The 25,704-nt window shown below is 42.0% G+C and carries 27 protein-coding genes; 16 read left to right on the plus strand and 11 right to left on the minus strand.

What is annotated here, in order from left to right; all coding sequences use genetic code 11:
- Window positions 1–204: 204 nt before the first annotated feature.
- Window positions 205–1,020, minus strand: coding sequence for a basic amino acid ABC transporter substrate-binding protein (locus RMX89_RS05880; protein WP_322688257.1), 816 nt, complete (start codon window positions 1,018–1,020; stop codon window positions 205–207).
- 131 nt (window positions 1,021–1,151) lie between these two features.
- On the opposite strand from RMX89_RS05880, the gene RMX89_RS05885 reads away from it, so the two are divergent.
- Window positions 1,152–2,351: a PLP-dependent aminotransferase family protein gene (locus tag RMX89_RS05885; protein ID WP_322688258.1), complete on the plus strand. Its 1,200-nt coding sequence runs from the start codon at window positions 1,152–1,154 to the stop codon at window positions 2,349–2,351.
- Window positions 2,352–2,530: 179 nt separating this feature from the next.
- Here the strand turns inward: RMX89_RS05885 and RMX89_RS05890 are convergent, their stop codons facing one another.
- The 3 genes from RMX89_RS05890 to RMX89_RS05900 all read right to left on the minus strand — a co-directional run bounded on the left by RMX89_RS05890 (window position 2,531) and on the right by RMX89_RS05900 (window position 4,825).
- On the minus strand, window positions 2,531–3,157 hold the full coding sequence (locus RMX89_RS05890; protein WP_322670449.1) for a J domain-containing protein: 627 nt from the start codon (window positions 3,155–3,157) through the stop codon (window positions 2,531–2,533).
- A gap of 264 nt (window positions 3,158–3,421) precedes the next feature.
- Window positions 3,422–4,030 (minus strand): ATP-dependent Clp protease proteolytic subunit, encoded by a 609-nt coding sequence (locus tag RMX89_RS05895; RefSeq protein ID WP_322670450.1) that lies wholly within the window; start codon window positions 4,028–4,030, stop codon window positions 3,422–3,424.
- Window positions 4,031–4,162: 132 nt separating this feature from the next.
- Window positions 4,163–4,825: an ATP-dependent Clp protease proteolytic subunit gene (locus tag RMX89_RS05900; protein WP_322670451.1), complete on the minus strand. Its 663-nt coding sequence runs from the start codon at window positions 4,823–4,825 to the stop codon at window positions 4,163–4,165.
- Between the two features lie 238 nt (window positions 4,826–5,063).
- On the opposite strand from RMX89_RS05900, the gene RMX89_RS05905 reads away from it, so the two are divergent.
- From RMX89_RS05905 to RMX89_RS05915, 3 genes are read left to right on the plus strand one after another with little or no spacing between them, the layout of a single operon-like run.
- Window positions 5,064–6,320: a VWA domain-containing protein gene (locus tag RMX89_RS05905; protein WP_322688259.1), complete on the plus strand. Its 1,257-nt coding sequence runs from the start codon at window positions 5,064–5,066 to the stop codon at window positions 6,318–6,320.
- Entirely contained in the window at window positions 6,317–7,597 is a 1,281-nt protein-coding gene (locus RMX89_RS05910) for a VWA domain-containing protein (RefSeq protein WP_322688260.1), read from the plus strand. Before RMX89_RS05905 ends, RMX89_RS05910 begins: the two co-directional genes overlap by 4 nt.
- A gap of 43 nt (window positions 7,598–7,640) precedes the next feature.
- Complete coding sequence (locus RMX89_RS05915) at window positions 7,641–8,033, plus strand: hypothetical protein (protein WP_322688261.1); 393 nt, start codon at window positions 7,641–7,643, stop codon at window positions 8,031–8,033.
- An 80-nt stretch (window positions 8,034–8,113) separates the two neighbouring features.
- On the opposite strand, the gene RMX89_RS05920 is transcribed toward RMX89_RS05915, so the two are convergent.
- Together RMX89_RS05920 and RMX89_RS05925 are read right to left on the minus strand one after the other, a co-directional pair.
- Window positions 8,114–8,836, minus strand: coding sequence for a hypothetical protein (locus tag RMX89_RS05920; RefSeq protein ID WP_322688262.1), 723 nt, complete (start codon window positions 8,834–8,836; stop codon window positions 8,114–8,116).
- 298 nt (window positions 8,837–9,134) lie between these two features.
- A complete protein-coding gene (locus RMX89_RS05925; RefSeq protein ID WP_322688263.1) occupies window positions 9,135–9,299 on the minus strand; it encodes a hypothetical protein in 165 nt (54 codons plus the stop codon).
- A 116-nt stretch (window positions 9,300–9,415) separates the two neighbouring features.
- Between RMX89_RS05925 and RMX89_RS05930 the strand changes: the two genes are divergently transcribed.
- Window positions 9,416–9,802: a VOC family protein gene (locus RMX89_RS05930; RefSeq protein WP_099101545.1), complete on the plus strand. Its 387-nt coding sequence runs from the start codon at window positions 9,416–9,418 to the stop codon at window positions 9,800–9,802.
- A 106-nt stretch (window positions 9,803–9,908) separates the two neighbouring features.
- On the opposite strand, the gene RMX89_RS05935 is transcribed toward RMX89_RS05930, so the two are convergent.
- Window positions 9,909–10,478: a hypothetical protein gene (locus tag RMX89_RS05935; protein WP_322688264.1), complete on the minus strand. Its 570-nt coding sequence runs from the start codon at window positions 10,476–10,478 to the stop codon at window positions 9,909–9,911.
- Window positions 10,479–10,756: 278 nt separating this feature from the next.
- Between RMX89_RS05935 and bioU the strand changes: the two genes are divergently transcribed.
- Both bioU and RMX89_RS05945 read left to right on the plus strand, forming a co-directional pair.
- Complete coding sequence (gene bioU, locus RMX89_RS05940; protein WP_322688265.1) at window positions 10,757–11,776, plus strand: (S)-8-amino-7-oxononanoate synthase BioU; 1,020 nt, start codon at window positions 10,757–10,759, stop codon at window positions 11,774–11,776.
- 216 nt (window positions 11,777–11,992) lie between these two features.
- A complete protein-coding gene (locus RMX89_RS05945) occupies window positions 11,993–12,901 on the plus strand; it encodes an alpha/beta fold hydrolase (protein WP_322670528.1) in 909 nt (302 codons plus the stop codon).
- Between the two features lie 86 nt (window positions 12,902–12,987).
- Here RMX89_RS05945 and RMX89_RS05950 read toward each other — a convergent pair whose 3' ends face one another.
- Window positions 12,988–13,353, minus strand: coding sequence for a BON domain-containing protein (locus RMX89_RS05950; protein WP_322670464.1), 366 nt, complete (start codon window positions 13,351–13,353; stop codon window positions 12,988–12,990).
- Between the two features lie 270 nt (window positions 13,354–13,623).
- Here RMX89_RS05950 and ilvN point away from each other — a divergent pair, with 270 nt between their 5' ends.
- The 3 genes from ilvN to RMX89_RS05965 all read left to right on the plus strand — a co-directional run bounded on the left by ilvN (window position 13,624) and on the right by RMX89_RS05965 (window position 14,895).
- On the plus strand, window positions 13,624–14,142 hold the full coding sequence (gene ilvN, locus RMX89_RS05955) for an acetolactate synthase small subunit (protein ID WP_322670465.1): 519 nt from the start codon (window positions 13,624–13,626) through the stop codon (window positions 14,140–14,142).
- A gap of 161 nt (window positions 14,143–14,303) precedes the next feature.
- Window positions 14,304–14,606, plus strand: a complete 303-nt coding sequence (locus RMX89_RS05960; RefSeq protein WP_322688266.1) for a type II toxin-antitoxin system Phd/YefM family antitoxin — start codon at window positions 14,304–14,306, stop codon at window positions 14,604–14,606.
- Window positions 14,581–14,895 (plus strand): Txe/YoeB family addiction module toxin, encoded by a 315-nt coding sequence (locus tag RMX89_RS05965; protein ID WP_322645488.1) that lies wholly within the window; start codon window positions 14,581–14,583, stop codon window positions 14,893–14,895. The genes RMX89_RS05960 and RMX89_RS05965 overlap by 26 nt, the downstream gene beginning before the upstream one ends.
- Before the next feature lie 11 nt (window positions 14,896–14,906).
- On the opposite strand, the gene RMX89_RS05970 is transcribed toward RMX89_RS05965, so the two are convergent.
- Together RMX89_RS05970 and RMX89_RS05975 are read right to left on the minus strand one after the other, a co-directional pair.
- The gene (locus tag RMX89_RS05970; RefSeq protein WP_322684541.1) at window positions 14,907–15,149 is read right to left on the minus strand and encodes a YbjN domain-containing protein; all 243 of its coding nucleotides are present in this window, start codon (window positions 15,147–15,149) and stop codon (window positions 14,907–14,909) included.
- Window positions 15,150–15,332: 183 nt separating this feature from the next.
- Window positions 15,333–20,231 carry an eCIS core domain-containing protein gene (locus RMX89_RS05975; protein ID WP_322688267.1) on the minus strand — a complete coding sequence of 1,633 codons (4,899 nt, stop codon included), beginning with the start codon at window positions 20,229–20,231 and terminating at the stop codon, window positions 15,333–15,335.
- 917 nt (window positions 20,232–21,148) lie between these two features.
- Here RMX89_RS05975 and RMX89_RS05980 point away from each other — a divergent pair.
- The 4 genes from RMX89_RS05980 (at window position 21,149) to RMX89_RS05995 (ending at window position 22,528) form a co-directional block, all read left to right on the plus strand.
- A complete protein-coding gene (locus RMX89_RS05980) occupies window positions 21,149–21,481 on the plus strand; it encodes a hypothetical protein (RefSeq protein WP_322688268.1) in 333 nt (110 codons plus the stop codon).
- 130 nt (window positions 21,482–21,611) lie between these two features.
- Window positions 21,612–21,812, plus strand: a complete 201-nt coding sequence (locus RMX89_RS05985; RefSeq protein ID WP_322688269.1) for a hypothetical protein — start codon at window positions 21,612–21,614, stop codon at window positions 21,810–21,812.
- A 190-nt stretch (window positions 21,813–22,002) separates the two neighbouring features.
- Window positions 22,003–22,194, plus strand: a complete 192-nt coding sequence (locus RMX89_RS05990) for a hypothetical protein (protein WP_322688270.1) — start codon at window positions 22,003–22,005, stop codon at window positions 22,192–22,194.
- A 133-nt stretch (window positions 22,195–22,327) separates the two neighbouring features.
- On the plus strand, window positions 22,328–22,528 hold the full coding sequence (locus RMX89_RS05995) for a hypothetical protein (protein ID WP_322688271.1): 201 nt from the start codon (window positions 22,328–22,330) through the stop codon (window positions 22,526–22,528).
- 367 nt (window positions 22,529–22,895) lie between these two features.
- Here the strand turns inward: RMX89_RS05995 and RMX89_RS06000 are convergent, their stop codons facing one another.
- Entirely contained in the window at window positions 22,896–24,713 is a 1,818-nt protein-coding gene (locus RMX89_RS06000; RefSeq protein WP_322688272.1) for a calcium-binding protein, read from the minus strand.
- A 262-nt stretch (window positions 24,714–24,975) separates the two neighbouring features.
- Here RMX89_RS06000 and RMX89_RS06005 point away from each other — a divergent pair, with 262 nt between their 5' ends.
- Window positions 24,976–25,392 (plus strand): DUF2809 domain-containing protein, encoded by a 417-nt coding sequence (locus tag RMX89_RS06005; protein ID WP_322670472.1) that lies wholly within the window; start codon window positions 24,976–24,978, stop codon window positions 25,390–25,392.
- On the plus strand, window positions 25,370–25,597 hold the full coding sequence (locus RMX89_RS06010; RefSeq protein WP_322670473.1) for a DUF167 domain-containing protein: 228 nt from the start codon (window positions 25,370–25,372) through the stop codon (window positions 25,595–25,597). The genes RMX89_RS06005 and RMX89_RS06010 overlap by 23 nt, the downstream gene beginning before the upstream one ends.
- The last annotated feature ends 107 nt before the right edge of the window (window positions 25,598–25,704 follow it).

The following is a 25,704-nucleotide window of genomic DNA, read 5'->3' on the forward strand; positions in this document are numbered from 1 at the left end:
CTGGGGACTGGGGACTGGGGACTGGGGACTGGGGACTGGGGACTGGGGACTGGGGACTGGGGACTGGGGACTGGGGACTGGGGACTAGAGACTGGAACTGGGAAATAATTTTTCTACTATCCAATCTCCAATGCCCAATCCCCAATGCCCAATCCCCAATCCCCAATGCCCAATGCCCAATGCCCAATGCCCAATGCCCAATTATCAAGAGTCTGGCAATTGTGGAGGTTCAGCGTCAAACCATTTTTGATAAATTTGCTTATAAGTGCCATTGGATAACAAAGTTGCTAAACCTTTGTTAATTGCATCCAAATGCGGTGAATCTTTGGGCGTAGCAATCCCGTAGTATTCTTGGGTAAGCAAATCCGCAACAACTTTGATGCCTTTGAGTTTGCCATTTTTAATCGCATACAAAGTAGCGAAAGCATCGCTAACCACAGCATCAACGTTGCCATTGAGTAAGTCTTGGAAAAATTCTGGCCCAGAATTAAAAGTACTAATTTTGGCGTTGGGGATGGTTTTGGCAAAATCTGCCCCAGTGGAACCAATTTGGACAGCAATTTTTTTACCTTTGAGACTATTGAAGTCTTTAATATTTTGATTGTCTTCGCGGACAGCGATCGCAAGTCCGGCTTTAAAATAAGGTCGTGAAAAAGCAATTGTTTTCAGGCGTTCGGCGGTAATTGTGATTCCACTAATTGCTGCATCAACTCTTTTAGCTTGCAAAGTTGAGATCGTGCCATCAAAGGGCAGACTTTCAAACTGGATCGTAAAATCTGCTACTTTAGCGATGCCTGCGGCGGGCGACGCCAACGCATTCATCAAATCAATATCAAAACCTGCTAACTTCCCGTCAGCTGTTTGAAATTCAAAAGGGACAAAGGTGGGGTCTGTGGCCACCTTGAGAATTTTAACATCTGGGCTAGTAGTGGGATATAAACTTTGACAGGCAATAATTAGTAGTAGGCAGCCTAAGCTTAGAATTAGCTGCTGCCACTTGAAGTTAATTAATTTCACCATAGTAATTTTGTTCTAGCAACCAATTTTTATGATACTTGTCAAGATGTTATAAGAAAGAATACATACGTATGACTTTTTGCTAATTGCCTTTGTGTGTGTTCTATATTCTGACTCTCAATTTTTAATCGCTTATGGCTTCTACCACTTCTGCTTACCAAATTGCTGATTTGTTCGCCGAAAGAGCTAGAAATCTGACACCACCAACTTACGGCACTGAGTTAACCAAAATCATCACCGTCAGCTTTGCCTATGGTCTGGCTGACCCAATTCTCTTTCCTCATGCTGATTTGTCTGCTGCAAGTGCTGCTGTACTGGCAGAAGAAGCTCCGCTCGCTCTCAATTACGGGCCACCTTCAGCCCAACTTTATGAACAAATAATCCTCCGCTTGCAGGCTCAAGGAATCCCTGCCGATCGCGATCGCGTGATTATTGGCTACGGTTCAGGTCAGATTTTGGGCTTGCTACCAGATGTGTTTGTTGAACCTGGTGATGTGGTAATTGTGGAAGGGCCAACCTTCTTGGGAGTAGTTAATAGATTTGTCCAGGCTGGCGCCCGCCTGATTACCATTCCTGTAGATGAGATGGGAATGGATGTAGATGCGTTAGAAGAAACTTTAAGCGACTTGAAAAAACAGGGGATTCGACCCAGGTTTATTTACACTATCCCTACTTTTCATAATCCCACAGGCTCTACTATGCCGTTATCTCGTCGCCAAAAACTGGTAGCGTTAGCGGCTGAGTATGGCGTGTTGGTGGTAGAAGACGATGCCTACAGCGATTTGCGCTTCCAAGGTGAAGTTATGCCATCCTTGGCAAGCCTTGACAAGGATGGGTGGGTGTTATACGTGAATACCTTCTCGAAAATCATTGCGCCTGGTATCCGGCTAGGCTGGGCTTGTGGCGATCCAGCAATTATTGAGCGGTTGGCAATGTTCAAAAGTGAAGGGCCTGTGGGGCCGTTTGTCAGCCATGTGGTTGGTCGCTACTGTGCTACAGGCAAATTAGATTATCATATTCAGGAGCTAATCGCCTACTACAAACATAAATGTAATTTGTTGTTGGAAGCGATCGCTCAGGAGTTTCCCACTGATGTAGTTGCTTTGCGACCAAGTGGTGGGTTTTATGTGTGGTGTAAATTGCCGTCAGACATCAGCGCCAAAGCACTCTTAACTGCTGCCAATGAACATGGCATCAGCTTTCTCCCAGGAACTCGCTGCTACGCCAATGGACAGGGAGATGATGCCATCAGGTTAGCTTTTAGCTTTCAACCAACTAAAAAGATTGTCGAGGGAATCGCTACCTTGGGAGCAGTGCTACGTGGATGGCGGTAATTCGTAATTCGTAACTCGTAATTCGTAATTTGTAATTCGTACCTCGTTCCCAGTCTCAGACTGGGAATGCTCTTTGAGAGGCTCCCACCTCCTATCTTAGTGGTAGCAGCCCAATGAAGACCATTTCCTTTTTACAACCTGGAAATGAGATTTTGGTTTTTAATAAATTTTGTAAATCTTTAAAAAATTTGCTCCAAGCGCTGAAAATCGCGCTGGACTTCATACCAGAGACTTTTATTATGAGGGTCTGTTTTCAAAGCTTTTTTAAGATAAATTCTGGCTTTGAGTAGTTGTTTTTCGGAAATTAGCGCCCGTCCCCAAATTTGATAGGCGATCGCTAACCATTGACGAACTTCTGCATCTGTTGACAAACGATCTGCTAAAGCTTCCGCCAGGGCGATCGCTTGCGGAAATCGTTTTTCTTGCAAAAATCGCTGCAATTGCTCATAAGTCTTCCACTTCAGCCGTTCTTCTATTTCCAACAGATTAGGCGGCTTTGGTTTCCCTGATTCTTGACTTGTCACCGTTGTTACTGGTGTTTTCTGCCTATGCGTTGCCTTAGCGTCATCACGCCCACCAGATGTTGATACCTGAGTTGAATGTGCCACAGTTTCCTCTGGTAGTACCACTGTCATCAGGAGTTTGTACGCTTCTGTCAAGGCAATAAACTTATCTTTGGCTTTGTTGTCATCTGGGTTGATATCGGGATGATATTGCTGCGCCAGTCGTCGGTAAGACGCTTTGATGTCAGCAAAAGAAGCTCCCGATCTTAAACCTAGTAAACGGTAGCAATCTCCAAGATCCATCTTGAGCTATCAGCTATCGAATATTTAGCTATTGGCTATTATCTGTCAGTATCAGCTTCAAGCCCGGACTATTAATGATAAGGGCTAATTTTCTATTTTAAAGTTCAATGTTGACAGTTTGTTTATAAAAGGGCATTGGGCATTGGGCATGGGGCATGGGGCATGGGGCATTGGGCATGGGGCATTGGGGAATTAATTATTCTTCCTTGTTCCTCTGCTCCTCTGCTCCTCTGCTCCTCTGCTCCCCTGCCCCCTACCTCCCTACTAACCAGCTACTACAGAGGTTCGTTCTTCAATCACACGGTCAATTAAACCGTATTCTTTTGCCTCTTCGGCAGACATGAAAAAGTCACGATCCATATCTTTTTCAATTTTTTCTATGGTCTGACCTGTTTTATCAGCATAAATGCCATTGAGCTGGTGACGAATCCGCAGAATCTCTCTAGCTTCAATTTCGATATCGGTTGCTTGTCCACGGGTACCACCTGAAGGCTGGTGAATCATAATCCGTGAGTGAGGCAATGCTAGGCGTTTGCCTTTGGTGCCAGCAGCCAGCAGGAAAGACCCCATTGAAGCAGCTAAACCCACGCAAATAGTCACTACATCTGATTTTATATGTTGCATGGTGTCAAAAATAGCCATGCCAGATGTAACCATTCCACCGGGAGAATTGATGTATAAATAAATGTCTTTACCTGGATCGTCTGAGTCCAGATACAGCATTACAGCGATAATTTGATTGGCAATTTCATCATCAATATCACGCCCCAAGAATATAATCCGTTCTCGGTAAAGGCGATCGTAGATGCTAATCCAATCTGTATATTGTCCACCGGGCATCCGGTAAGGAACTTTAGGAACGCCTATAGGCATAATTTACTCCGTTTTTAATTAGTCAGTCATTAGTCATTGGTCATTGGTCATTGGTCAATTGGTTGTTAACATTAATAATTTTTGGTTATTAACATAAGGACAAAGGACGAATGACAAAGGACAAAAGATAAATTAAAGAACACTGGCAGGAAGTGGAGGATTGGCGAGTTCTTCTTTCTCAAAAACCCGGTCAATTAAACCGTATTCCTTCGCTTCATAGGGTGTTAAATATAACAACCGATCCATGTCTTTAGTAATTTTTTCTGGAGCCTGTCCAGTGGTGCGATGTAAGATATCAACTAACGCCCCTTTATTTACCAAAACTTCCCTGGCGCGAATTTGAATATCCGTTGCTTGACCTTGGGCGTAGCTCTTGGGCTGATGCAGGATAATCGAGGAGTGAGGCAAACTAGCGCGGCAACCTTTTGTACCAGCACTGAGAAGCATCGCTGACATTCCCATCGCGGAACCGACGCAGATGGTGTGGATAGGAGGCTTGATATATTTCATGGTGTCATAGATGGCGAAGGCTTCGGTTTCAAAGCCAATGGGTTCGCCACTGTAACCGGAAGTGCCGGTGGAGTTGATATAGATTTTAATCGGTTTTTCGGGGTCGTCGGATTGCAAAAACAGCAATTGGGCCACGATCAATTCCGTGACAGCAGGCACCAGTGGCATCCCAATATAGACGATTCGCTCCTTCAATAAAAGGGAAGGTAAATCTGGCGGTGGTGTCCGGTAAAAGTTATCGCCGTAATATGGGGCTTGAACAGCCTTGATTGGGGAATTGTCCATAGCAACTGATCGCCTGAAACTATGCCGTTAACTGTAATACATCCTAGCGCGATGCACGCTTCCCTCAAGGTGCGGATTTCTCCCTAATGCTGAAGGTGGCTTCGCATCTGCCAACGCTTGGCTTCTAAGATATTCTGATTATATTAGTGTATTTGTGTTGGATAGGTTTTCCGTAGAGCTAAAGTGGTGCTTTGAAGTTATTTTTTAATATGTATATCCTGAATAGGGACTCTGAGTTATGAAGGTTAATTTGCAGCCTGCCTTGAATGATGGTAATTTGGACGCAAATCAACTGAACAGTCAACGTCAGTTGGGAATTTCGATTTCGGCGATCGCAGAAAATCAAGACCGTCATGTACCCCTAAATTTATGCTTAATTCTCGATCATAGTGGTTCGATGAATGGGCGATCGCTAGAAACGGTAAAAAAAGCAGCGAATCGTCTGGTGGATAGACTTAACCCTGGCGATCGCCTGAGTGTGGTAGTTTTCGATCACCGTGCCAAAGTCTTAGTACCCAGTCAAAGTATCGAAAATCCAGAGAAAATCAAACAGCAAATCAATCGCCTAGCCGCCGATGGGGGAACTGCAATTGATGAAGGGCTGCGCTTGGGGATTGAAGAGTTGGCGAAGGGAAAAAAAGATACTGTTTCCCAAGCTTTTTTATTAACCGACGGTGAAAATGAACACGGTGATAATAATCGCTGTTTGAAATTTGCCCAATTGGCTGCTAGCTATAATTTGACTTTAAATACTTTGGGATTTGGTGACAACTGGAACCAAGATGTTTTAGAAAAAATTGCCGATGCTGGCTTAGGTACTTTATCTTATATTCAAAAACCCGAACAGGCAGCCGAAGAGTTTAATCGCCTGTTTAGCCGCGTTCAAACAGTGGGATTAACTAATGCTTATCTGTTATTCTCTCTGATGCCCCATGTCCGGTTAGCGGAACTTAAACCCATCGCCCAAGTTTCCCCAGACACAATCGAGTTACCACTGCAACAAGAAGCTGATGGACGTTTCGCTGTGCGATTGGGAGATTTAATGAAAGATGCAGAACGGGTAATCTTAGCTAATATTTATTTGGGACAATTGCCAACAGGTGAACAAGCGATCGCTAATGTGCAAGTCCGCTACGACGATCCAGCCGCTAACAAAGTAGGTTTAGTTACACCAAATATCCCAGTTTATGCCCATGTAGTCAAAAATTACCAAGCAGACCCGAATCCCCAGGTGCAACAGTCTATTTTGGCATTAGCGAAGTATCGCCAAACTCAGTTAGCCGAGACGAAATTACAACAGGGCGATCGCTCTGGTGCGGCGACAATGTTACAAACGGCTGCGAAAACTGCTTTGCAAATGGGAGATACTGGGGCGGCAACAGTGTTGCAAACTTCTGCTACTCAGCTGCAATCTGGTGGGGATTTATCTGAAAGCGATCGCAAGAAAACCAGAATTGTCTCCAAAACAGTTTTGCAAGATACCCCTCCTCAATGAAAGTTAAATTGCTCTCGGCGTTAAATGACAATAATGTTGATGTGGCTCAAACAAGTAGCCAACGTCAATTGGCAATGACGATTTTTGCGATTGCTGGTGAGTCCGATCAAAATCTCCCCCTAAATCTCTGCTTGATTTTGGATAGAAGTGGTTCCATGCATGGACATCCAATTAAAATGGCGATCCAGGCGGTGGAAGGTTTAATCGATCGGTTGAAAGTAGGCGATCGCATCTCGGTTGTAGCTTTTTCTGGCACTGCGGAAGTCATTATCCCCAACCAAGCGATTGAAGACCCCGAAAGCATCAAATCTCAAATAAAAAGCAAACTGACTGCTAGCGGCGGTACTGCGATCGCTGATGGTTTGGAATTGGGAATTACAGAACTGATGAAGGGCACAAGAGGCGCTGTTTCTCAGGCGTTCCTGCTGACGGATGGACATGGTGAAAGCGGTTTGCGGATTTGGAAGTGGGATATAGGGCGAGATGACAATAAGCGCTGTCTGAAACTGGCGCAAAAGGCTGCCAAACTTAACCTAACTATTAACACTTTCGGATTTGGCAATAGCTGGAATCAAGATATGCTAGAAAACATTGCCGATGTCGGTGGTGGGACTCTAGCTTATATCGAACGTCCCGAACAAGCTGTGGAGCAATTTAGCCGACTGTTTGGACGGATTCAATCGATTGGGCTAACTAATGCTTACTTGCTGTTATCTTTAGTGCCCAATGTCCGACTAGCAGAATTGAAACCCGTTGCTCAAGTTGCCCCAGACACAATCGAGTTACCTGTGGAAACTGAAGCTGACGGTAGCTTTGCTGTGCGTTTGGGAGATTTGATGCAGGATGTAGAACGGGTAGTTTTGGCGAACATTTATCTGGGACAATTGCCAGAAGGTAAACAAGCGATCGCTCATCTGCAAATTCGTTATGATGACCCGTTGGTTAACGAACAAGGTTTACTTTCGCCCTTGATGCCGGTGTATGCAGATGTAGTGCGGGCGTATCAACCGACATCTAATCCCCAGGTACAACATTCTATTTTAGCATTAGCGAAGTATCGCCAAACCCAGTTAGCCGAGGCGAAATTGCAACAAGGCGATCGCACTGGTGCAGCAACGATGTTGCAAACGGCTGCTAAAACAGCTTTACAAATAGGAGATAAAGGTGCAGCAACAGTGTTGCAAACTTCCGCTACTCGCTTGCAAGCTGGGGAAAAACTTTCCGAAGCAGACCTTAAGAAAACTAGGATTGTATCAAAGACTGTTTTACAGGAATAGTAAAAATCCAGCTTAAGGTAATGGATGGTTGAGATGGACAAGTATGATTCATATCCGTTTTAGTGACGACCATTATGGCGGTGAGATTGATCTATCAGGTACACCGGGAGATTTGAGAAGCATTCGCCAATCGATTCTTGAATTCCTTCAAGCTCAGAATGTGCAAGTTTGTATTCCTGTCAATGAACTTGACCCAGCACCTTATGATTCTTGTTTAAATTCGTTACTCATTCGTAAGAGTGATTGTTCTCTCAAGGTTATGGTTGATGGCAGTTCTTTAAAGATTGAAGGAACACCAGAGAAACTAGAAGTGTTTGCAGACTGGTTTAATTTTGACACTAGTACAGAATCAGGCTATCATCACCACTTTGACTACTACGAAGGAAATGAGTGGGTTGATCCTGCCTCAGTTTCATTAATAATCTCAGTTCAGTAATGTGTACATCGGCAACCGAGCAGACGTGCAATAAAGTTACTAATTGCAGAATACCTGTATTTTTTAATTTGTGGAGTTAGTTAAATCGGTAATACTTGTGTTGTTTCAGGAGGGCATTTAACTACACCATTTATGTATTCTGGACGCGATGGTACACGCCCAAATTCATTACTTCTACAGACAATACTTATTAGTTTCACTTGCTTGTTCCCAGGAATGCGAACTGCAAAGCTCGCTCCAACATACCACCTAAGTTCAAAGCCAAACATACCACCACAGTCGTCTTGAACGCCATAGCTATAAACAGCATCAATGGTTGTCTTAGAGAGAATATTAGTATCTGTTTTAGTATAGTACTGATAACATATTTGTGTTCCAAAAATTGGTGGAGATGAGCCATAGTTAGTTGCTGGTTCGTCAGGAGGTATAAAAAATATTTTGTTCTTTAAGAAGTAGTTTCTTTGAGTTTTAACTTTAGATATAATTTGCTTTTCTGCTTCTTCCTCCAGTCTTGATATTTTTTTATCCATTGCCTTATTTTCATCTTCTTTCTCACACCCACCAACAAAGAAACTCAGCAGAATAATGCTAAAAACTAAAAATTTTAGAGAAGGGTAAATAAATTTATTAGTATAATTACAAATCGGTTGTAACTTTCCTAAGTGTCGCAGATGCTTCAATTTTTCCAACATAAAGTAATGGGTTGAAAAGTTAAATCTAACTACGTGACAATAGTAATCTCTAGGTATTAAATCTATATCGTAAAGAATACCTGAAAGATTCTTGCTGAATGAAGCTTGCAAGCTAACGGCTCAACGATAGATCAACATGAATGCGGAAATTACTTAAATAAACAAGCAAACTGGGGTTTGAGAAAGTAAAAGCTCTTTTTACTTGCGGAAAACACCAAAATGAGAAAGCAGACTGGGGTTTGAGAAAGTAAAAGTTCTTTTTGCTTGCGGAAAACACCAAAATGAGAAAGCAAACTGGGGTTTGAGAAAGTAAAATGCCATTTTGAGTAAGCAATATGGCTTTTTGCTTATTAAATATGAAGTTTTGAGAAAGTAATATGGCTTTTTGCTGATTGAATATAAATTTAAGTTAAATATGCGAAAGTTTAGACATCCGGCAACAACGGTAAACGATGGTGTCAATACCTGCATCACGTAGCAATGCTGCCGCAGAGGGTGGTAATCCTTGCTCAAGCAACAATTTCATAGCGGTTAGGTAGTTCAATGATGCGATCGTCCAAGTAAGACGATGCAAAAATTAAGGTTTGCATTTTCCAGATTAGCACTTTGCGAAAGCCCTGAACTTGCAAAGACTAGCAAAACTCTGCTAAAAGTGCTACAGGTAAATGATTAGTAGCTTGAAAAGTACACATGAAAACCACTGGCATTCATCATGTAGCGATTATTTGTTCTGACTACGATCGCTCCAAAGCATTTTATGTCGAAACTTTAGGCTTTTCGATTATTCAAGAGACTTTTCGCGCCGCCAGAAATTCTTATAAATTAGATTTAAAAGTTGCAGAAAATACTCAAATCGAACTATTTTCTTTTCCAAATCCTCCAGAACGACCTAGTAAACCAGAGTCTTGTGGTTTAAGACATCTTGCTTTTCAAGTTGATGATGTAGAAGAAACTGTTTTTTATTTAAAATCAAAAGGGTTAGAGGTAGAAAATATCAGAGTTGATGAAATTACAGGTAAAAAGTATACTTTCTTTAAAGACCCAGACAATTTACCATTAGAAATTTATGAGCGTTAAAATTACTGCTAACAGGCAAACTTATTATCACTATAGATAATGAAGCGATTGCACCACTGTAATTGTCAATCTCCTGAAATCAAGTTATTTTGATTCTAAGTCAACTTTACAGCATAAAATTTATTTGGTTGTTTGGAGGGCAGTAAATACTTCTACCAAAAGAATCGCCAGTTTCAGCATCCCTTACTTCCACAAGTTTAGCGTTATCAGTACAGACACTTCTACCTCTAGACATTCTCAAATCACCTTGGACAAAACCAGTCACTATCCACACCATTCGGTTGTTGGAAATCGATGATTTGTATAGCCCTGTTTTAGCTGCAAATTCCTCGTATGTTGTAAGTTTTGCTTCTGTGATTTGCATCTTACTAGACTTTTTGATAACACTTTCAATCGTAATAAAACGGCTTGTTGGTAAGCTATTATTTGCAGGATATATTCGTAATTTTGAGTTAAATGGTATTGGTTGATTGACTGGCTTTTTTGTCTGTACTGGTTTAGCTATGACTGTCTGCACTAGCAATAAATTAGTGGTGCTAGCAAATATAAAAGCAGATAATGAAGTTATTCTAAAAATATTAACTGTAGTGCAAATGCGCTTCATAATGCTCAGAATTTTAACAATTTCATACCACTTTAAGCGATCGCTCCCATGAGTGATTGCATCATCACGCAACTCTATTCTGTCAGAACATCAAGTTTAGCTAGTTTTTTTAAGCTTTTTTCTGGGTTGCCAGTTGCGCCCATTGGTTTAAATCTGGTATATTCCCAGTCAAAAAACTCAAAAGCGATCGCTAGTAGATAAATATCTGCAATATCCAGCCAAAGAACCCAGGATAATGAATCATAATTAATCTCTATAGCTTTGAGTTATCAGCCATCAGCCGCTAGTTACCAGCCGGAAGCTGAGATGCCGAATACTCAAGGCTTTGGATTCAACTTAACGAATTGACTATGAATTCTGAACAAATCAAAAATTCTCTAAATATTTCGCCAGCGATACGTGTAGGAGTACTGGGTTTCGGCGGACTCGGACAAGCCGCCGCCAAAGTCGTTGCTGGCAAACGAGAAATGATTTTAGTCGCAGCAGCAGATCAAAAAGGTTACGCTTATGCTGCTGAAGGTTTAAATACTGAAAAATCCGTTGCAACCTATCAGTCCCAAGGTTCAGTGGGTTATTTAGAGCCAATTGGTACATTAACAAATCAAAGTATTCAGGATTTAATCGAAATAGCTGAAGTAGATGGGTATTTTTTGGCTTTACCCAACCTACCTAATGACTTTATTCCCAATGTCGCCAAGGAATTTATCAAATCTGGTTGGCGTGGGGTACTAGTAGATGCAATCAAACGCACTACTGCTGTAGAACAACTCATAGCGATGAAAGAGGAACTGCAAGCCGCCGGGATTACCTACATGACAGGATGCGGTGCTACACCTGGACTATTAACAGCAGCAGCAGCTTTAGCCGCCCAAAGTTACGCCGAAATTCATCAAGTTGAAATTACCTTTGGGGTAGGAATTGCTAACTGGGAAGCTTACCGCGCCACTGTTCGTGAAGATATAGGTCACATGCCTGGTTACACAGTAGAAGCTGCTAGGGCGATGACTGACGCAGAAGTAGAAGCCTTACTAGATAAAACTAATGGCGTGCTGACCTTGAAAAATATGGAACACGCTGATGATGTGATGTTAGAAGTAGCCGGGATAGTAGGGCGCGATCGCGTTACAGTTGGTGGTGTCGTCGATACTCGCAATCCTAAAAAGCCTCTCAGCACTAATGTGAAGGTAACAGGACGTACTTTTGAAGGGAAGATTTCTACCCATACATTTACTCTGGGAGATGAAACCAGCATGGCAGCAAATGTCTGCGGCCCTGCTTTCGGCTATCTCAAAGCTGGTAGACAATTGCACCAACGCGGCATCTATGGAATATTCACCGCAGCTGAAATTATGCCCCAATTTGTTAGGTAAGTACGGGACTGGGGACTGGGGACTGGGGACTGGTGACTGGTGACTAGGAATAAGCTGTTGCGCCTTTAATTTGCACTAATATTTTTAAAATATGATTGTGGGGTGGGCATCTTGCCCGCCCTGATAATGCAAGTTGTATACGTAACAGCTTACCCAATCCCCAATCCCCAATTCTTATAATGGTATTTTAGTGCTGATAAATCGGAGGTAAGTGCGATCGCTACGGTACACTGGCAGGAACGAGTTGGTAATCAAAGAGATTGGATTTGGCGTGGCTGGCAAACTCGCTACACTTACATTCGTCCTAGCCAAAGTCACCCCAATACAACACCGCTAATTTTGTTACATGGCTTTGGCGCTTCCATTGGTCATTGGCGACATAATTTAGAGGTATTGGGTGAGCATCACACAGTTTACGCCATAGATATGTTGGGTTTTGGTGCTTCTGAAAAAGCCGCAGCTAATTACAGCATCGAACTCTGGGTTGAGCAAGTTTACGATTTCTGGAAAACATTTATCCGTCAACCAGCAATATTAATAGGCAATTCCAACGGTTCACTGATATCTATGGCCGCCGCCGCCGCCCACCCCGATATGGTGCTAGGTATGGTGATGATGAGTTTACCAGACCCGTCATTAGAACAAGAAGCAATTCCTCTTGTGCTGCGCCCACTTGTCACAGCAATTAAAAATGTTGTTGCTTCGCCGTTGATACTTAAACCTGTGTTTAACTTCGTGCGCCGTCCTGGGGTGCTGCGTCGCTGGGCACGTCTTGCATACGCTAACCCAGAAGCGATTACCGATGAACTGATCGAAATTTTAGCAGGGCCTCCCCAAGACCGGGGTTCTGCGAGGGCATTTAGTGCTTTATTCAAAGCGGCGATCGGAATTAACTTTAGCCCCAGTGTCAAGACAGTATTACCAACCTTAACAATTCCGATGCTTTTAATTTGGGGACAAAAAGATCGGTTTGTGCCGCCAGCCCTAGCTAGCCAATTTGCCCAGTATAACGAGAAGTTGGAACTGCTAAATCTGGAAGACGTAGGGCATTGTCCCCATGATGAATGTCCAGAACAAGTTAACCAAGCGATTTTAGATTGGATTGAGAGAGGAGTTAGGAGTTAGGAGTTAGGAGTTAGGAATTAGGAGTTTGAATTCTTCCCCTGCTCCCTCATCTCCCTCATCTCCCTCAAGCTTCTGCCTTCTTGCACCTAGCCAATCGTTGCTTGGTTAGTGTCAACATCTGTAGCACCATTTACAGAACGCGCCACAGAAACCATTTTGTTGAGAATTTCTTGACTGGGAACTTTACCTTTCAACACTACAGTGCTACCCGTCTGAGCCACCCAAAGGGTATTAACATCGTCGAGTTGGGGATCTTCATCAAATGCCAACGCTACCCGCTTTGCTAAACCACTTTGATCGTATTCCCCGCTTAATCCCAGACGTTCTGGGGGTATTGATTGCGTAGCACTAGCAACATCACTACTAGGAGCTTGCTGTATAGCCTGTGGAGCCGGATTTACTTCTGCATTTTGAGGTTTTTCCATGCCAAACAATCTTTGTAGCCAACCCATAAAAACTTTTCTCCTATTAGAAACCGATCAAATCTGAGTATAAAAGGTTTGCAACAAATGCTGCATCTGCCAACAAAAAGATATACATTCAATCAAATTCTTGCTTGCAGTAGAATTTCTAAACAATTTCTCGATTGGAAATGCAATGAGTGCAGCTCTTAAGTTTACAATAGGAGGTCGCACTGAAAATTTAGTGCGGTAGTAGGTCTAGCATTGCCCTTAGCTAGTGTCTGCGTTACTCAATTCCTGCTCTAGCCTCTGTTGGCGAAGATGAAACATACCCTTTCAGTTCTCGTAGAAGATGAGGCGGGTGTTCTTTCCCGCATATCTGGTTTATTTGCGCGTCGCGGCTTTAATATTGAAAGCCTTGCTGTTGGCCCTGCTGAACAAGGAGGAGTCTCCCGAATTACAATGGTTGTCCCTGGTGACGATCGCGTGATCGAGCAACTCACTAAGCAACTGTACAAGTTAGTCAATGTCTTAAAAGTCCAGGATATTACCGAAACTCCTTGTGTAGAGCGGGAATTGATGCTTTTGAAGGTGAATGCTAGTACCAGCAATCGCTCAGAAGTGATCGAACTGTCTCAGATTTTCCGGGCGCGAGTCGTGGATGTGGCGGAAGATTCTCTCACTTTAGAAGTTGTGGGAGATCCAGGTAAACTAGTAGCGATCGTGCAAGTATTACAAAAATTTGGTTTGAAAGAAATCGCCCGTACTGGCAAAATTGCCCTAACTCGTGAGTCAGGCGTGAATACTGAGTTACTCAAATCTTTGGAAGCAAAGGTTTAGTTGGGAATTTAAATCAAGACTCAGAAATACTCAAACGCAGCAGAAGTTATAGTGGCAATTGTTACTATGACTTCTATTTAGGGACTAGCAAAAAAGAAATATTCAACTACCCACGAACCGCATAGTTTATAATTTATGTACAACTTTATGTACATTAACTAATGTTGTTTTACAAAATCACATCCCCAACCGATGCGAGAAATGACTTTTTTAAGTTATTAGAGCTGGTAGTAGAAAATCATCAGGTGTATATGATCAACCGTCGTGATGGTGAAAATGTAGCCTTGATTGCTGAATCAGATTTAGTGAGTTTACTTGAGACGGTTTATCTTTTGCGATCGCCTGCTAATGCGCGTCGTTTACTGGATGCAATAGAGGAGTCGAAAACAGGTAACATCCAATCTCAAACGCTAGCAGAACTTCAGCAGGAGTTGGGGATTGAGCAAGAAGAAAAAAAAAGCTGAACCTATTGAAATTAAACCAGTTATTGTTAATCGCAGTCCTGGTTTTAGTTCTCAATTTAAAGAAGATTTAGCTTGGTGGTTTAAGCAGGATTTTCAGAAAGCATCGAAAATATTAGATTTGGTTACGGCTGTAATGCAAGACCCGTTTGAGGGGATTGGTAAACCAGAACCATTAAAATATATGGATGCAGATATTTGGTCGCGGCGAATTGATTTAGAACATCGGCTTGTATATCGGGTGGGAAACACTCAGATTGATTTTTTAGCTTGTCGGTATCATTACGAATAAGGGCTGATTAACTACCTTTCAATTTTAGCGATCGCTTCTTCTGGCGAGAGATTACCATAGATTACGGACAAAATCCCTGGTAAGTATTCATCCATCATCGTGACGTTAGCGTAAACCACCCGTTGAATGAGTGCTGAACTGAGGCGATCGCCTTCCAGATCAATACTAGTTTTGTAGCTAATCTCTCCATCAGCAAAGTCTAGCTCAAAGTTGCCGATAACCATGCCTGAATTAGCTCTAGTTATAAGCATCATTTTCACCAATTTATTCAAGGCTTAGGCAAATAAGCTTTGGAAACACCACGTATAAAATTTAATTGCTTGTCAAAGTCCTCTATGTAGAGTTCGTGGGTTCAACCTGCATAAGTCCTGTTATTGTATAATGCAAAACCTCTTCAAAAAGGCAAAATTTCAGTTTTTTGCGAGAGGAGCTACCAATTACTCTGCACTCCCCAACCCTGAGTCTGGTTTTTCTGCGATGAACACGATACTATGAGGTACCCTGTTTACACCTAGTTTCTCGCCCAAATTTTCTTCCCTCCAACCAGTAAGTTCTTCAGTCGTGAACTTCGTGTAACCTAATTCAATGCGATGAATACCGGCAGATATCTGGCGAATTGAGTGCTGTGCGGCTTGTTCGTCACTCGATGAAGGGTTCTGTTTCTTAAACTTTGCAAACTCTATCTTAAAGTTATTACGATTGCTGTCCGCAAGGGAAATTGAAAGCCGTGAGGGTTTATGACCGAAAGCGTTTTTATAAGCTTTGTTCACTTCCTCAAGGGCTACTTTGGTAAAAGATAATCCTCCTTCGATTTTCAGTTTGCTTACGATTTGATTGTTAATGTTGAGATTGTGAGTCTCAATAACCATATTAGGGCCCTTTTCATCAGGCTTGCCCTCCTCGTTTAGGTCTACAAGCGCATAGCACCATTCGACCCTCGAGTCCCCAACCTGAGCGTAGAGAACAATTTCCCATAAGTTTTTGGTTTTTCGGGGTTCCCCAGGCAAAATGTCTTCCCGACGAATCGTTTTTGTATTTGTCTTTTCTTCCTTATCTGTCTCTCCTTCAGGGTTGATTACGCCCTTGACATGAACAATTTCCCTAATATTGTCTTTGCTATCGATGACGAGTTCTAAAGAGGTCATCTTGTACTTGGACTTAATTCCTGGCAGGCGCTTCTTGACCTGCTCAGAAGATATCTTATCGTCCTCAAGCAGCTTGTCAGCTTCCGCCAAAGCCTTATTAAGGTCAGCTTCCTTCTCCTCTTTGGTTCGCTCGTCCGGTTTACCGCTCTTACTCTTCTCCTTATCCTTATCCTTCCCAAACCCAAGTTTCTTCGCAAACTTCACAGCCTGAGCAATCACCCAATCAACTGCCTTTTCAACTGGACGGCGCAGTTTTTGGAAAATTGCCTGAATCTTGCCAGCAATACCACCCAAGCCCAAAAGACTTGCTAGGAAACTGATGACCACAGGTAACGACTTAGCTAGGGCATTTTCAACCCCCTTAACTGCTTGATTGATCGCACCAGAAGCGATCGCACTGACAGCATCCAAAATTGCGTTAATCAAGCTTGCAATTTGCTGGGCGCGTTCAATGAAAAAGCTGATAATTTGGTAAATCGCCTTGGCAGCTTTCACAAATGCTGAGGCTGGAGTCAGGAGACTGAGAACCCACTCTACCCCTGCAACAATCACGGTTTCAATTACAAAGTCCTTAATCGGTTTAATGACAAGCTCATTGAGATCGCCCATCCGGTCTTGGACAAACTCCCAAATACCAGCTACTCCTTCGCTAGCTAAGACTTTAAATATGTCGAAGCTTTGTTCGAGATGGCCGACCTTTTTCTCACCCAATCGTTTCACAGCTTGTGCCCGAATTACCTGATAGGTGAATCCTAAAACCTCCGATACCAAGCCAAAGATACCTTTGAGGTCAAATTTTTTCGGCATCTCAATACCAGATTCTGCCATCGTGCCGGTCAGCCAACCGATTAAACCTTTTTTCAGGTGCTTGCCGATATTATTCATAAAGTTCAGGAAGCCTTGCTTAAGCGCCTGAATCAAATTACCCAAAAAACCAATCGGGTCTTTAAGGATTTGTTCAACCACACCCGCAACCCTTCCCAACACCTGCATGAGCATTTTGGTCAGTTCAATGATCGTCTTTATAACTCCCACAACAGCATCGAGAGCCTTTTGAACTAGACCTTGATTTGCCGCCTTCATCTCATCAATGCGGGCATCAACAGCTTCCAAATTCTCTTGATATTTCTGCGCTAGAGTCTCAATTAGCTCATTTTCTTTATCTTTGACGCTTTGTTCCAACGCATCAAACTTGCTATCAATGTCTGTTGCTGCTTGTTGACCAACTGCTTTCAGGTCTTGAGGCAATTGGTTAACATAGTTTTGAATTTCCTGCTTGCCTTTGGTAATTTCCGCTTTGGCTTGGGTTAGCCCTTTGCTGATAATGGCGACAACTTTGTTGATCACACCATCCATCTTATCGATGTAAAGCTGCCGACCCTCTCGATAGAAGGCGTTCACCTCTGACGGCATACCGAGCAATTTGTCTATTCCCCATTTTACTGGGCCAGAAATGCCGCTATAGCGATCGCTCTTATAATCGTCCATCCGCTTGCCAACGTAATCCTCGAAGGCTTTTTTGGCATCAGCAGCACCAGCATCAAAGGCTTGTATAACTTGCCCGTCTAGTTCGTTGAGGGTTTTCTCAACTTTGCTTTTGGTCTTGTCATAAATCTTATTAATATCACCAGCAACTTTTGCCCGTGCTTGCTCATCCTTGCTCTTGGCACCCACCTGCTGCTCCCCTACCTGACCCAGGTTTTGGGTACGGATACCGTGCATTGCTTGGAGATGCTGCTGGGCTGTAGCTTCTGCCGTAGCTTGAGCGGTTGCGAGTATCCCTTGCTCTTGTTGGCGATATTGTGGCGGCGCTTCTTGTGCATTGGTTTGGGCGTCTTTCTTGGCTGCGAGTGCCCCTTGAAACTCCGGTTCATTGGAGTTTGCCAATTGCTCCTCGGTAATATCCGCCTCTTTCATCTGCTGGTCAAGTTTTTTACTGTCATTTTGCAATGGTGCTTCGACTTCACCTTGTCCTTTAGATTTGGGTGCGGCTTTATCTGCATCAACACCTGTTGGCGGTGTCCCTGGCTGATTCTTGGGCAGTGGTGTTACTTGTTTAGCCTCAATCCCACTGGCATCAGGTTTTTCTTTAGTTTTTTCTTCTAATTGACCCTGAGAGCTTTTCTGTTCTTCTTTAACCTGACCGCTCAAATCGCCTTTAACAGAGTCCAGTTTATTGTTATTTTTAAAGTTGTCCGCTTCTTCCAAGTTCTTGGGAGCCATATCAGCAATCCGCTCCATCAATTTGGCTTTGAAGGCGGCAGCGTCAAATCCTGGTGTTGGGGCCTGTTGCATCTGTCCAACTTGATTGGCTTGCGCTTTGCTGTCTACTTCATTACCTGGGGGTTGAGCTGCCGCTTGGGCTTCTTGGGCTTTGCTATTAGCAGGTGGGTGTTTTTTCTCAAGTCCTGCAACCTCTTTTGTTGTGCCGACTACCGCTTGAAATGCTGGGTCATCTTCAGGGGAAGTGGGAGCCTTTTTCCCATCAGCTGCATCAGGTAATTTTACTGTGGTGCCGGCTACATTTGCTCTTGGTAATCCAGCGATCGCTTTCCCGGCGTTTCCTCCAGATAAATCTGCGTTTACCTTACCTACATCTGCTCCTTTGCTTTGAGCTTGCTGTTGAGAATCGACCTTTTCTGTATTAACTTTAATATCTTTTGACTCAAGCTCTTTTGGTTGATTTCCCCCAACCTCAACCTGTTTCTGAGTTACTGCTGCACCAACTTTTTTTGTTGGAGGTGGGTCTGTTGCCGCGTTCCCACCATTATCTGGAGGTGTAGCGATAGCTTGATGTTTTTCTGTTGTAGGCTGATTTTGTTGTTCGCCTTTTTCCGTATCAGTTTTGGACTCTAATTTTTTTTGGTTGTCTTCGTCACTTGGTTTTTGGAAATTCTCTCGCAATTGGATAGCTAGTCCATGCCTCGCAGATGTTGTCGGCACTTTTGTCTGGAGTTTATTTTCTTTTGGTGCTACATGAAGAGATTTCGGCTGCACTGCACTGCCATTCTGCTGGACAACGTGCGTCAATTCATGGGCCAGTAACTCCTTGCCTGCATCACTTCCAGGAGAGTATTCGCCTTGACGGAAGAACACATCCTGCCCTGTGGTAAAAGCACGAGCTTGTATAGATTCATTTAAACGATCAGATTGAGCATCAGTATGAACCCGGACGCTACCGAAATCAGCCCCAAATGCTTGCTCCATTGGGTGCTTGATATCATCTGCAAGTGGCTGCCCATTGCCACGTGCTTGTTGGATTGAAGTTTCTAGCTCAGATGTTGCGGCTGTCCTTCCTCCACCCTGACGCTGCACCAAAGGAGTAATAGAATCCGCCAGGGATTTCATTTGTAATTGGTCTTCTTCCTCTGGTAATGCCTCCCGTTGGATAGATTGCACAGGTTCGCTCATCCTCTGCATCACCAATTGGGCGACACTATCAGCCTCCTGCTCATAAATGTCTCCAGGTTGGCTAACTGTCAGTTTTGTTTGTGGACGCCGCAGTGATATTCGACTAATGTCATGTTCTAGCGGTTTGCTTGGGGATTTTACCTCATTCATTATCTGGGATGAAGTACCAAGCGGCTTCATTTGCAATTCTTCTTCTGGTAGTTCCTCCCGTTGTAGCAAGGGAATTTCTCCCCAAGATTTCATTTGTACTTCTTCTAGCAGTTCCTCGCGTTGAATACTGCCCTCTGGTTTCATTTGCAATTCTTCTTCATCAGATAATTTTTCTCGCTGAAGTTTTCCACTCTGTGGCTGATGAATTTTTTGCATCACCTGACGTGCTGTTTGGTCAGCTTCCTGTTCGTACTTATCTCCAGGCTCCCCAATCGTCAGTTTTGCTTGAATTGGTGTTGATGTATTTGGTCTTCTGACTGGAATATTGGCAAAGTTATGACCAAATCGAGTTGCTTTTTCTAGCCGAGAATTCAAAGATCGATCCATCTTGGCTTGCAATACAGTCAGCCGTTCTTGTCCCTCTGGCGTAATCGTCCGATGCTTGGCTTGTAATTCCAATCCAGTTACTTCCATCTTTTCTTCAGCTTCATTCTCTACATCCGTTTGTGTCACGGGCGTAAAAGATGCTTTTTGAGTTTGGCCACCAAACGGTCTATAGGCCAATTGAGAAGTTTGTTCTGGTGCTTGAAAATTAGAAAAGCTGGATGAGGGACTTTTGAGGGATTTCATCGGTTTTGATTGCAACTATTGACGATTAAATTTGTCAAGGTGATTAGTTTTGATTATCATTTACCCAAAATTGCAATTATCAAGATAATTTTAGAACGCTAATCAATTAGAAATAATTAAGATGTGTTACTCCTCGAGATAAGTACTGGCTTGTAAAGAGTCTCACATCGGATAAAGGAGAACACGGCTGCGTATTCTCCTAGCCAAGAGGATAAAGTATCCTTGAATCTGCCTTCTGATATTAGTACTTTCTGAAGTTGCCAATGTTTTTATGCAAAACTGACTCCTAGTGTATAAGTAAAATCAGGATTAGAATTGCTACCAGAGAAATTTTAAATTAGATGATGAAAATATCACCTCCATCAAGATAGTTATCATTGATACCACAATCAAGATAGTCATTACTGGAGTTGAGACTAGTTATCGGTGCGAAACTGCTGAACAAATCAGATATAAAAATTTGTTAATAATCACTAGTTAGTACATATAACTAAGCCAGTTTTAACTATATTATCCCGCTAAATTTTATAGGATAATTAAAAATCATCCTCAAACTTAATTGATAGTAATAACTTCAAGCGAAACTGTGATAACTTATTTTATTTTTGAGAGTATCTCGGCTAATAATAGTTAAATTATGAGCGATAATTTCCCAGGCAACCCAATTGAAAAATTGAGCATATATAGCCGTTCTAAACACCTCTAAAGCTTCAGTAATAGTGTTCAGAGGCTTGTTAGCCCACCTTAGCCTTAAGGGAGTATCCCAGCAAAAATAAAGGAAGAAACTCACGAATAATCTAGTTTTTTTCCCTCTTTTTGTAAAATGGGATGCTCCCGTTTTCTGGCGATATTTTTTGTCATGTTACTATTAAGTCTTAACCTTAGATGTTTAGCCATAGCTAGACCGCAAAAAAGTGATGAAAGGGATAGTCTTTTATATAATAGTACCAGTAGTAATCTCAGCAATCATAGGATTGCTCTGGGCAATAATTTATCTACTGTATAGCCAAAATCTTCAAGTAACTCTCAAATTATTTTTATACTCATTTTTGGGAGGATTGCTTGCTGGAATAGTTGGTTGTTTTATTGGTTATTTAGTTGGTTCGAGGGTATCTAAAGAAGCACCAGGTTCTATCTTTATTGGCTCTGAAGGCTTCGCCTGGTTCTTTTGTATTTTAATTTTCTGGATTATAGGCATTATTTTAGGAGCTGTTTTAGGAGGATTGATTTTCATCAGATTTTATTCATAATCCTTTCTGGATAAATACGTGTTTTTAGCTCTATTCGTGCGTATTTCTTTTATTTTTTGTCGAATTCCGATCGTTACTGTTATGTGTTTAACTAGAAACTTTTACGGTTCATAATACTATACATATATAAATGAAAACTCAAACTATCATAGCAATCGTAACGACTCCAATAGTAATTTTAGTAATGCTTGGAGCGATTTGGGCAATATTTTATTTCAGATATACCCAAAATATTCAAGCAAGTTTTGAATTGTTTTTCTACTTTTTTTGTGCCGGTTTGATTGCTGGAATAGTTGGTCTAATTATTGTTATTTTCTTTCAGTCGATTTAAGTTATTAATCAGGTTTGGGATGGACATTATTAGAAGGTTTTTTGAGAGGATAAAAGGGATAATTTTTTATATAATAGTACCAGTAGTAATCTCAGCAATCATAGGATCGCTCTGGGCAATAATTTATCTACTGTATAGCCAAAATCTTCAAGTAACTCTCAAGTTATTTTTTTACTCATTTTTGGGAGGATTGCTTGGTGGAATAGTTGGTGCTTTTATTGGTCATTTAGTTGGTTCGACGGGATTTCAGGAATTTACAGGTGATTTCATTTTTAGTTCTGAAAGCGCCAGTTGGCTTCTTTGGATTTCAATTTTTTGGATTATAGGCATTATTGAAGGAGCAGTTTTAGGAGGATTGATTTTCATCAGATTTTATTCATAATCCGTTCTGGATAAGTACGTATTTATAGATCCTATTCGTGCGTATTTTTGGATTTTTGTCGAATTTCGGTCTTTTATGTTTGTTATGTGTTTAACTATAAACTTTTACGGCTCATAATACTATACATATATAAATGGAAACTCAAAGTCTCATAGCAATCGTAACGATTTCAACAGGAATTTTAGGAACGCTTGGAGCAATCTGGGCAATATTTTATTTCAGATATACCCAAAATATTCAAGCAAGTTTTGAATTGTTTTTCTACTTCTTTTGTGCTGGTTTGATTGCTGGAATAGTTGGTCTAATTATTGGTTTTTTATTTCGAGGATTGTAGGTTAGTAAAGTATCAGGTTTGGGACGGACATTATTAGAAGGTTCTTTGAGAGAGAGTACGCTAGTAGTAGTTATTTTTTCATGCCCAAATAGCAATAGTCAATAGACATCTTGCAAAAGTAGCTTTTGCTTTCCGGTTGGAGAAAGGTTAAAGGTTACTGGGTTTGGGAAAATTCCATACCTTTACCCTTTAACCCTTCCCCTTTTCCCCACAAATGCCAAGAAGTCTAAAGTCGAAATCGGGATCGTCCCCTGGTTGAACTGTGGCAATCTGGGCTGAAGGATTAATGTTTGAGCCTGATGATAAGCAACCTAACCCTTCAGGACTGGCGAATGTATTGTTTGTACTTTATCCAGTATTTTCCCGCTCATAGAAAAGTGAAGTTGTCACTATCAAGTGTGAGACCCACTACCCCCTGCACAATACCGATGATTTCATCTTGCTCTGCTCCCAGTTTGTCTAAGAATATTCGTGTGTTACTTCCAACAACTTGCAAGCGGTAATCTTGTGAAAATCCGTTGAGTTCAATTCGGTCTTGGCTAGAGTTGAAGTCAGTAATAAAAGCCAAGTCTCCAAAACCAGGATTCGTAGTATTGTTATCGTCGTAGAAAACATTTTCAGCGTCCCCCAGGATAAATCTATCTGCCCCGGCCCCGCCAGTCAAGTTATCAATTTCCCCTAATCCAGGTGGAAGCGGACTACCAGGAAAAGTACCGATGAGGATATCATTTCCAGATCCCCCATTGAGGATATCATTGCCCGGCCCGCCTTGTAGGCTATCATTGCCGTCCTCACCATTGAGAATATCGTCGCCATTACTACCGTCTAGCGTATCATCGCCTACTCTTGCATTTAGAGTGTTATTAGAAGTATTACCAAAAAGAAAATTGTTAAGACTGTTACCTATCCCGGTAAGGTTGCCACCTTCTCTCAGCCTCAGATTCTCCAGATTGGCTCCTAATGTGTAGCTTACAGAAGACCGGACGGTATCTATGCCTGAATTCGCAGCCTCTGTAATGATATCAAGAGTAGTGTCAAAAAAGTAACTATCGTCACCTGCACCACCTTTTAAAGTATCATTTCCTATACCACCATTTAGTGTGTCATCGCCATTATTACCGGATAATTGATTATTTTGGTTATCGCCAACAATGTTGTCATTTGCATTTGTGCCGATGACATTATCAAAGTTAACTGCGGTAAATGACAATGTTCCCAAACCAGGAACGTTATTAGCAGTCAAACTTCGGCTTTGCAGGTTAACGGCGATAGATACTCCAGCTAAAGATTGGGATGCATCGATGGTGTTGTTGGCAACATTAGCATTAGCAATAACCCTTTCTACTTTAAAGAGTAGGTCTTGTCCCAATCCTCCAGCTTTTTGAATGGTTCCGACACCTGACAAGGTAATGGTTTGACCTAGTTGACTGTAGTCTGCGGTATCAATGCCATCTCCGCCATCAATGTTGTCGTTACCTTGACTGGCTTTGAAGGTATCACTGCCTGCATCACCTTTTAGAGTGTCGTTTCCTGTGCCCCCATCAAGTGTATCATTGCCATTATTACCGGATAATTGGTTATTTTGGTTGTCGCCAGTAATGGTATCATTTGCATTTGTGCCGATGACATTATCAAAGTTAACTGCGGTAAATGACAATCTTCCTAAACCAGGAACGTTATTGGCGGCTAAACTTTGGGTTTGTAGGTTAACGGCGATAGATACCCCAGCCAAAGATTCGGATGCATCTATAGTGTTGTTGGCAACATTAGGATTAGCAATAACTCTTTCTACTTTAAAGAGTAGGTCTTTTTCCAATCCCCCACCTTTTTCAATGGTTCCAACACCTGATAAGGTAATGGTTTGACCTAGTTGACTATAGTCTGCGGTATCAATGCCATCTCCGCCATCAATGTTGTCGTTACCCCGACTGCCTTTGAAGGTATCACTGCCTGCACCACCTTTTAGAGTATCGTTTCCTGTACCCCCATCAAGTGTGTCATTGCCATCTCCGCCGCTAAGACTGTCGTTCGCCGTGCCACCTGCGAGGGAATCGTTACCAGCCAAGCCATTCAAGATATCGTTACCGGAGGCAGTATTGGCGTTACCACCACTAGCCCAACCAACTATGGTGTCATTTCCCGAACTCCCATTTATCGTATCAGGATTTGTAGTACCGAAAACCATATTATCTCTCCTAAATTTCTCACTAAATATGTAAGTTCAGCATCAATGAAAGAACTATTTATCAGTTCCATGTAGCTTACTTGTAATTTGCGTAATTTCATGTTAAAAAACATTAACTATTTAGTTAGAAACTTCTCAATAAAAAATATCCAACTACTGGCTGTGGGAGCTTTGTAGCTTCTTATATTTTCTTCCCTAGTACCCAGAGGAGACTTCTAGTCGTTCCGTTGCTAAAATTTTGGATAGTCTCTAGTCTATAGAAATGCTCCGATACCGTAAGCAAACAATATTTATTATTATTTCTGTACTCATCGTTGTACCGATGGGATTTTTGTTTAAGTATTATAACGGCCCTGCTCATCACTGGTTTAATGACTACGGAGCAGCTGTATTTTACGAAATATTTTGGTGTCTGTTCGCATTTTGGTTTTTCAGAAGTTGGGCGGCAGTAATCCAAATTCCTATATGGGTTTTTGTCATCACCTGTATACTAGAATTCTTGCAACTTTGGCATCCGCCACTATTAGAGCAAATGCGCGCCACCTTGATAGGTAAATTGTTACTTGGTACGACTTTTGTTTGGTGGGATTTTCCTCATTATGTATTGGGTTCTGTTTTGGGCTGGTTATGGCTGCGACAATTACACAAAATAAGTTATGCAAAAAAAAGTCAAGGTTAAACCTAATTCAAAACAGCAAAAAATTGAAGAACAACCTGATGGTAGTCTGACTGTTTATTTAAAATCGCCCCCAGTTGATGGTAAGGCTAACGAAGAGTTAATTAAACTACTAGCAGATAAATTTGATGTACCCAAGTCTCATATCAGAATTAAGTCAGGTTTCTCCTCTCGGCAAAAGCTGATGGAAATCGATCCGAATACCTAACTGTTGCTTAATAATATCTTTTGTGAAGACTTTGCTGCTTTCTGAATGCGATCTACATTCCACCCAGGACATTCTCTACTAAAGACAAGAAACGAGAGATAGTAACT

The organism is Nostoc sp. DedSLP04, from assembly GCF_034530775.1.
Classification (GTDB): domain Bacteria; phylum Cyanobacteriota; class Cyanobacteriia; order Cyanobacteriales; family Nostocaceae; genus Nostoc.

What these genes read in the sequence shown, in the direction of transcription:
- RMX89_RS05880 (WP_322688257.1), bottom strand. Translation starts at nt 1,020, where the DNA reads ATGGTGAAATTAATTAACTTCAAGTGGCAGCAGCTAATTCTAAGCTTA.
- RMX89_RS05885 (WP_322688258.1), top strand. Translation starts at nt 1,152, where the DNA reads ATGGCTTCTACCACTTCTGCTTACCAAATTGCTGATTTGTTCGCCGAA.
- RMX89_RS05890 (WP_322670449.1), bottom strand. Translation starts at nt 3,157, where the DNA reads ATGGATCTTGGAGATTGCTACCGTTTACTAGGTTTAAGATCGGGAGCT.
- RMX89_RS05895 (WP_322670450.1), bottom strand. Translation starts at nt 4,030, where the DNA reads ATGCCTATAGGCGTTCCTAAAGTTCCTTACCGGATGCCCGGTGGACAA.
- RMX89_RS05900 (WP_322670451.1), bottom strand. Translation starts at nt 4,825, where the DNA reads ATGGACAATTCCCCAATCAAGGCTGTTCAAGCCCCATATTACGGCGAT.
- RMX89_RS05905 (WP_322688259.1), top strand. Translation starts at nt 5,064, where the DNA reads ATGAAGGTTAATTTGCAGCCTGCCTTGAATGATGGTAATTTGGACGCA.
- RMX89_RS05910 (WP_322688260.1), top strand. Translation starts at nt 6,317, where the DNA reads ATGAAAGTTAAATTGCTCTCGGCGTTAAATGACAATAATGTTGATGTG.
- RMX89_RS05915 (WP_322688261.1), top strand. Translation starts at nt 7,641, where the DNA reads ATGATTCATATCCGTTTTAGTGACGACCATTATGGCGGTGAGATTGAT.
- RMX89_RS05930 (WP_099101545.1), top strand. Translation starts at nt 9,416, where the DNA reads ATGAAAACCACTGGCATTCATCATGTAGCGATTATTTGTTCTGACTAC.
- bioU (WP_322688265.1), top strand. Translation starts at nt 10,757, where the DNA reads ATGAATTCTGAACAAATCAAAAATTCTCTAAATATTTCGCCAGCGATA.
- RMX89_RS05950 (WP_322670464.1), bottom strand. Translation starts at nt 13,353, where the DNA reads ATGGGTTGGCTACAAAGATTGTTTGGCATGGAAAAACCTCAAAATGCA.
- ilvN (WP_322670465.1), top strand. Translation starts at nt 13,624, where the DNA reads ATGAAACATACCCTTTCAGTTCTCGTAGAAGATGAGGCGGGTGTTCTT.
- RMX89_RS05960 (WP_322688266.1), top strand. Translation starts at nt 14,304, where the DNA reads ATGTTGTTTTACAAAATCACATCCCCAACCGATGCGAGAAATGACTTT.
- RMX89_RS05970 (WP_322684541.1), bottom strand. Translation starts at nt 15,149, where the DNA reads ATGATGCTTATAACTAGAGCTAATTCAGGCATGGTTATCGGCAACTTT.
- RMX89_RS05975 (WP_322688267.1), bottom strand. Translation starts at nt 20,231, where the DNA reads ATGAAATCCCTCAAAAGTCCCTCATCCAGCTTTTCTAATTTTCAAGCA.
- RMX89_RS05980 (WP_322688268.1), top strand. Translation starts at nt 21,149, where the DNA reads ATGAAAGGGATAGTCTTTTATATAATAGTACCAGTAGTAATCTCAGCA.
- RMX89_RS05985 (WP_322688269.1), top strand. Translation starts at nt 21,612, where the DNA reads ATGAAAACTCAAACTATCATAGCAATCGTAACGACTCCAATAGTAATT.
- RMX89_RS05995 (WP_322688271.1), top strand. Translation starts at nt 22,328, where the DNA reads ATGGAAACTCAAAGTCTCATAGCAATCGTAACGATTTCAACAGGAATT.
- RMX89_RS06000 (WP_322688272.1), bottom strand. Translation starts at nt 24,713, where the DNA reads ATGGTTTTCGGTACTACAAATCCTGATACGATAAATGGGAGTTCGGGA.
- RMX89_RS06005 (WP_322670472.1), top strand. Translation starts at nt 24,976, where the DNA reads ATGCTCCGATACCGTAAGCAAACAATATTTATTATTATTTCTGTACTC.
- RMX89_RS06010 (WP_322670473.1), top strand. Translation starts at nt 25,370, where the DNA reads ATGCAAAAAAAAGTCAAGGTTAAACCTAATTCAAAACAGCAAAAAATT.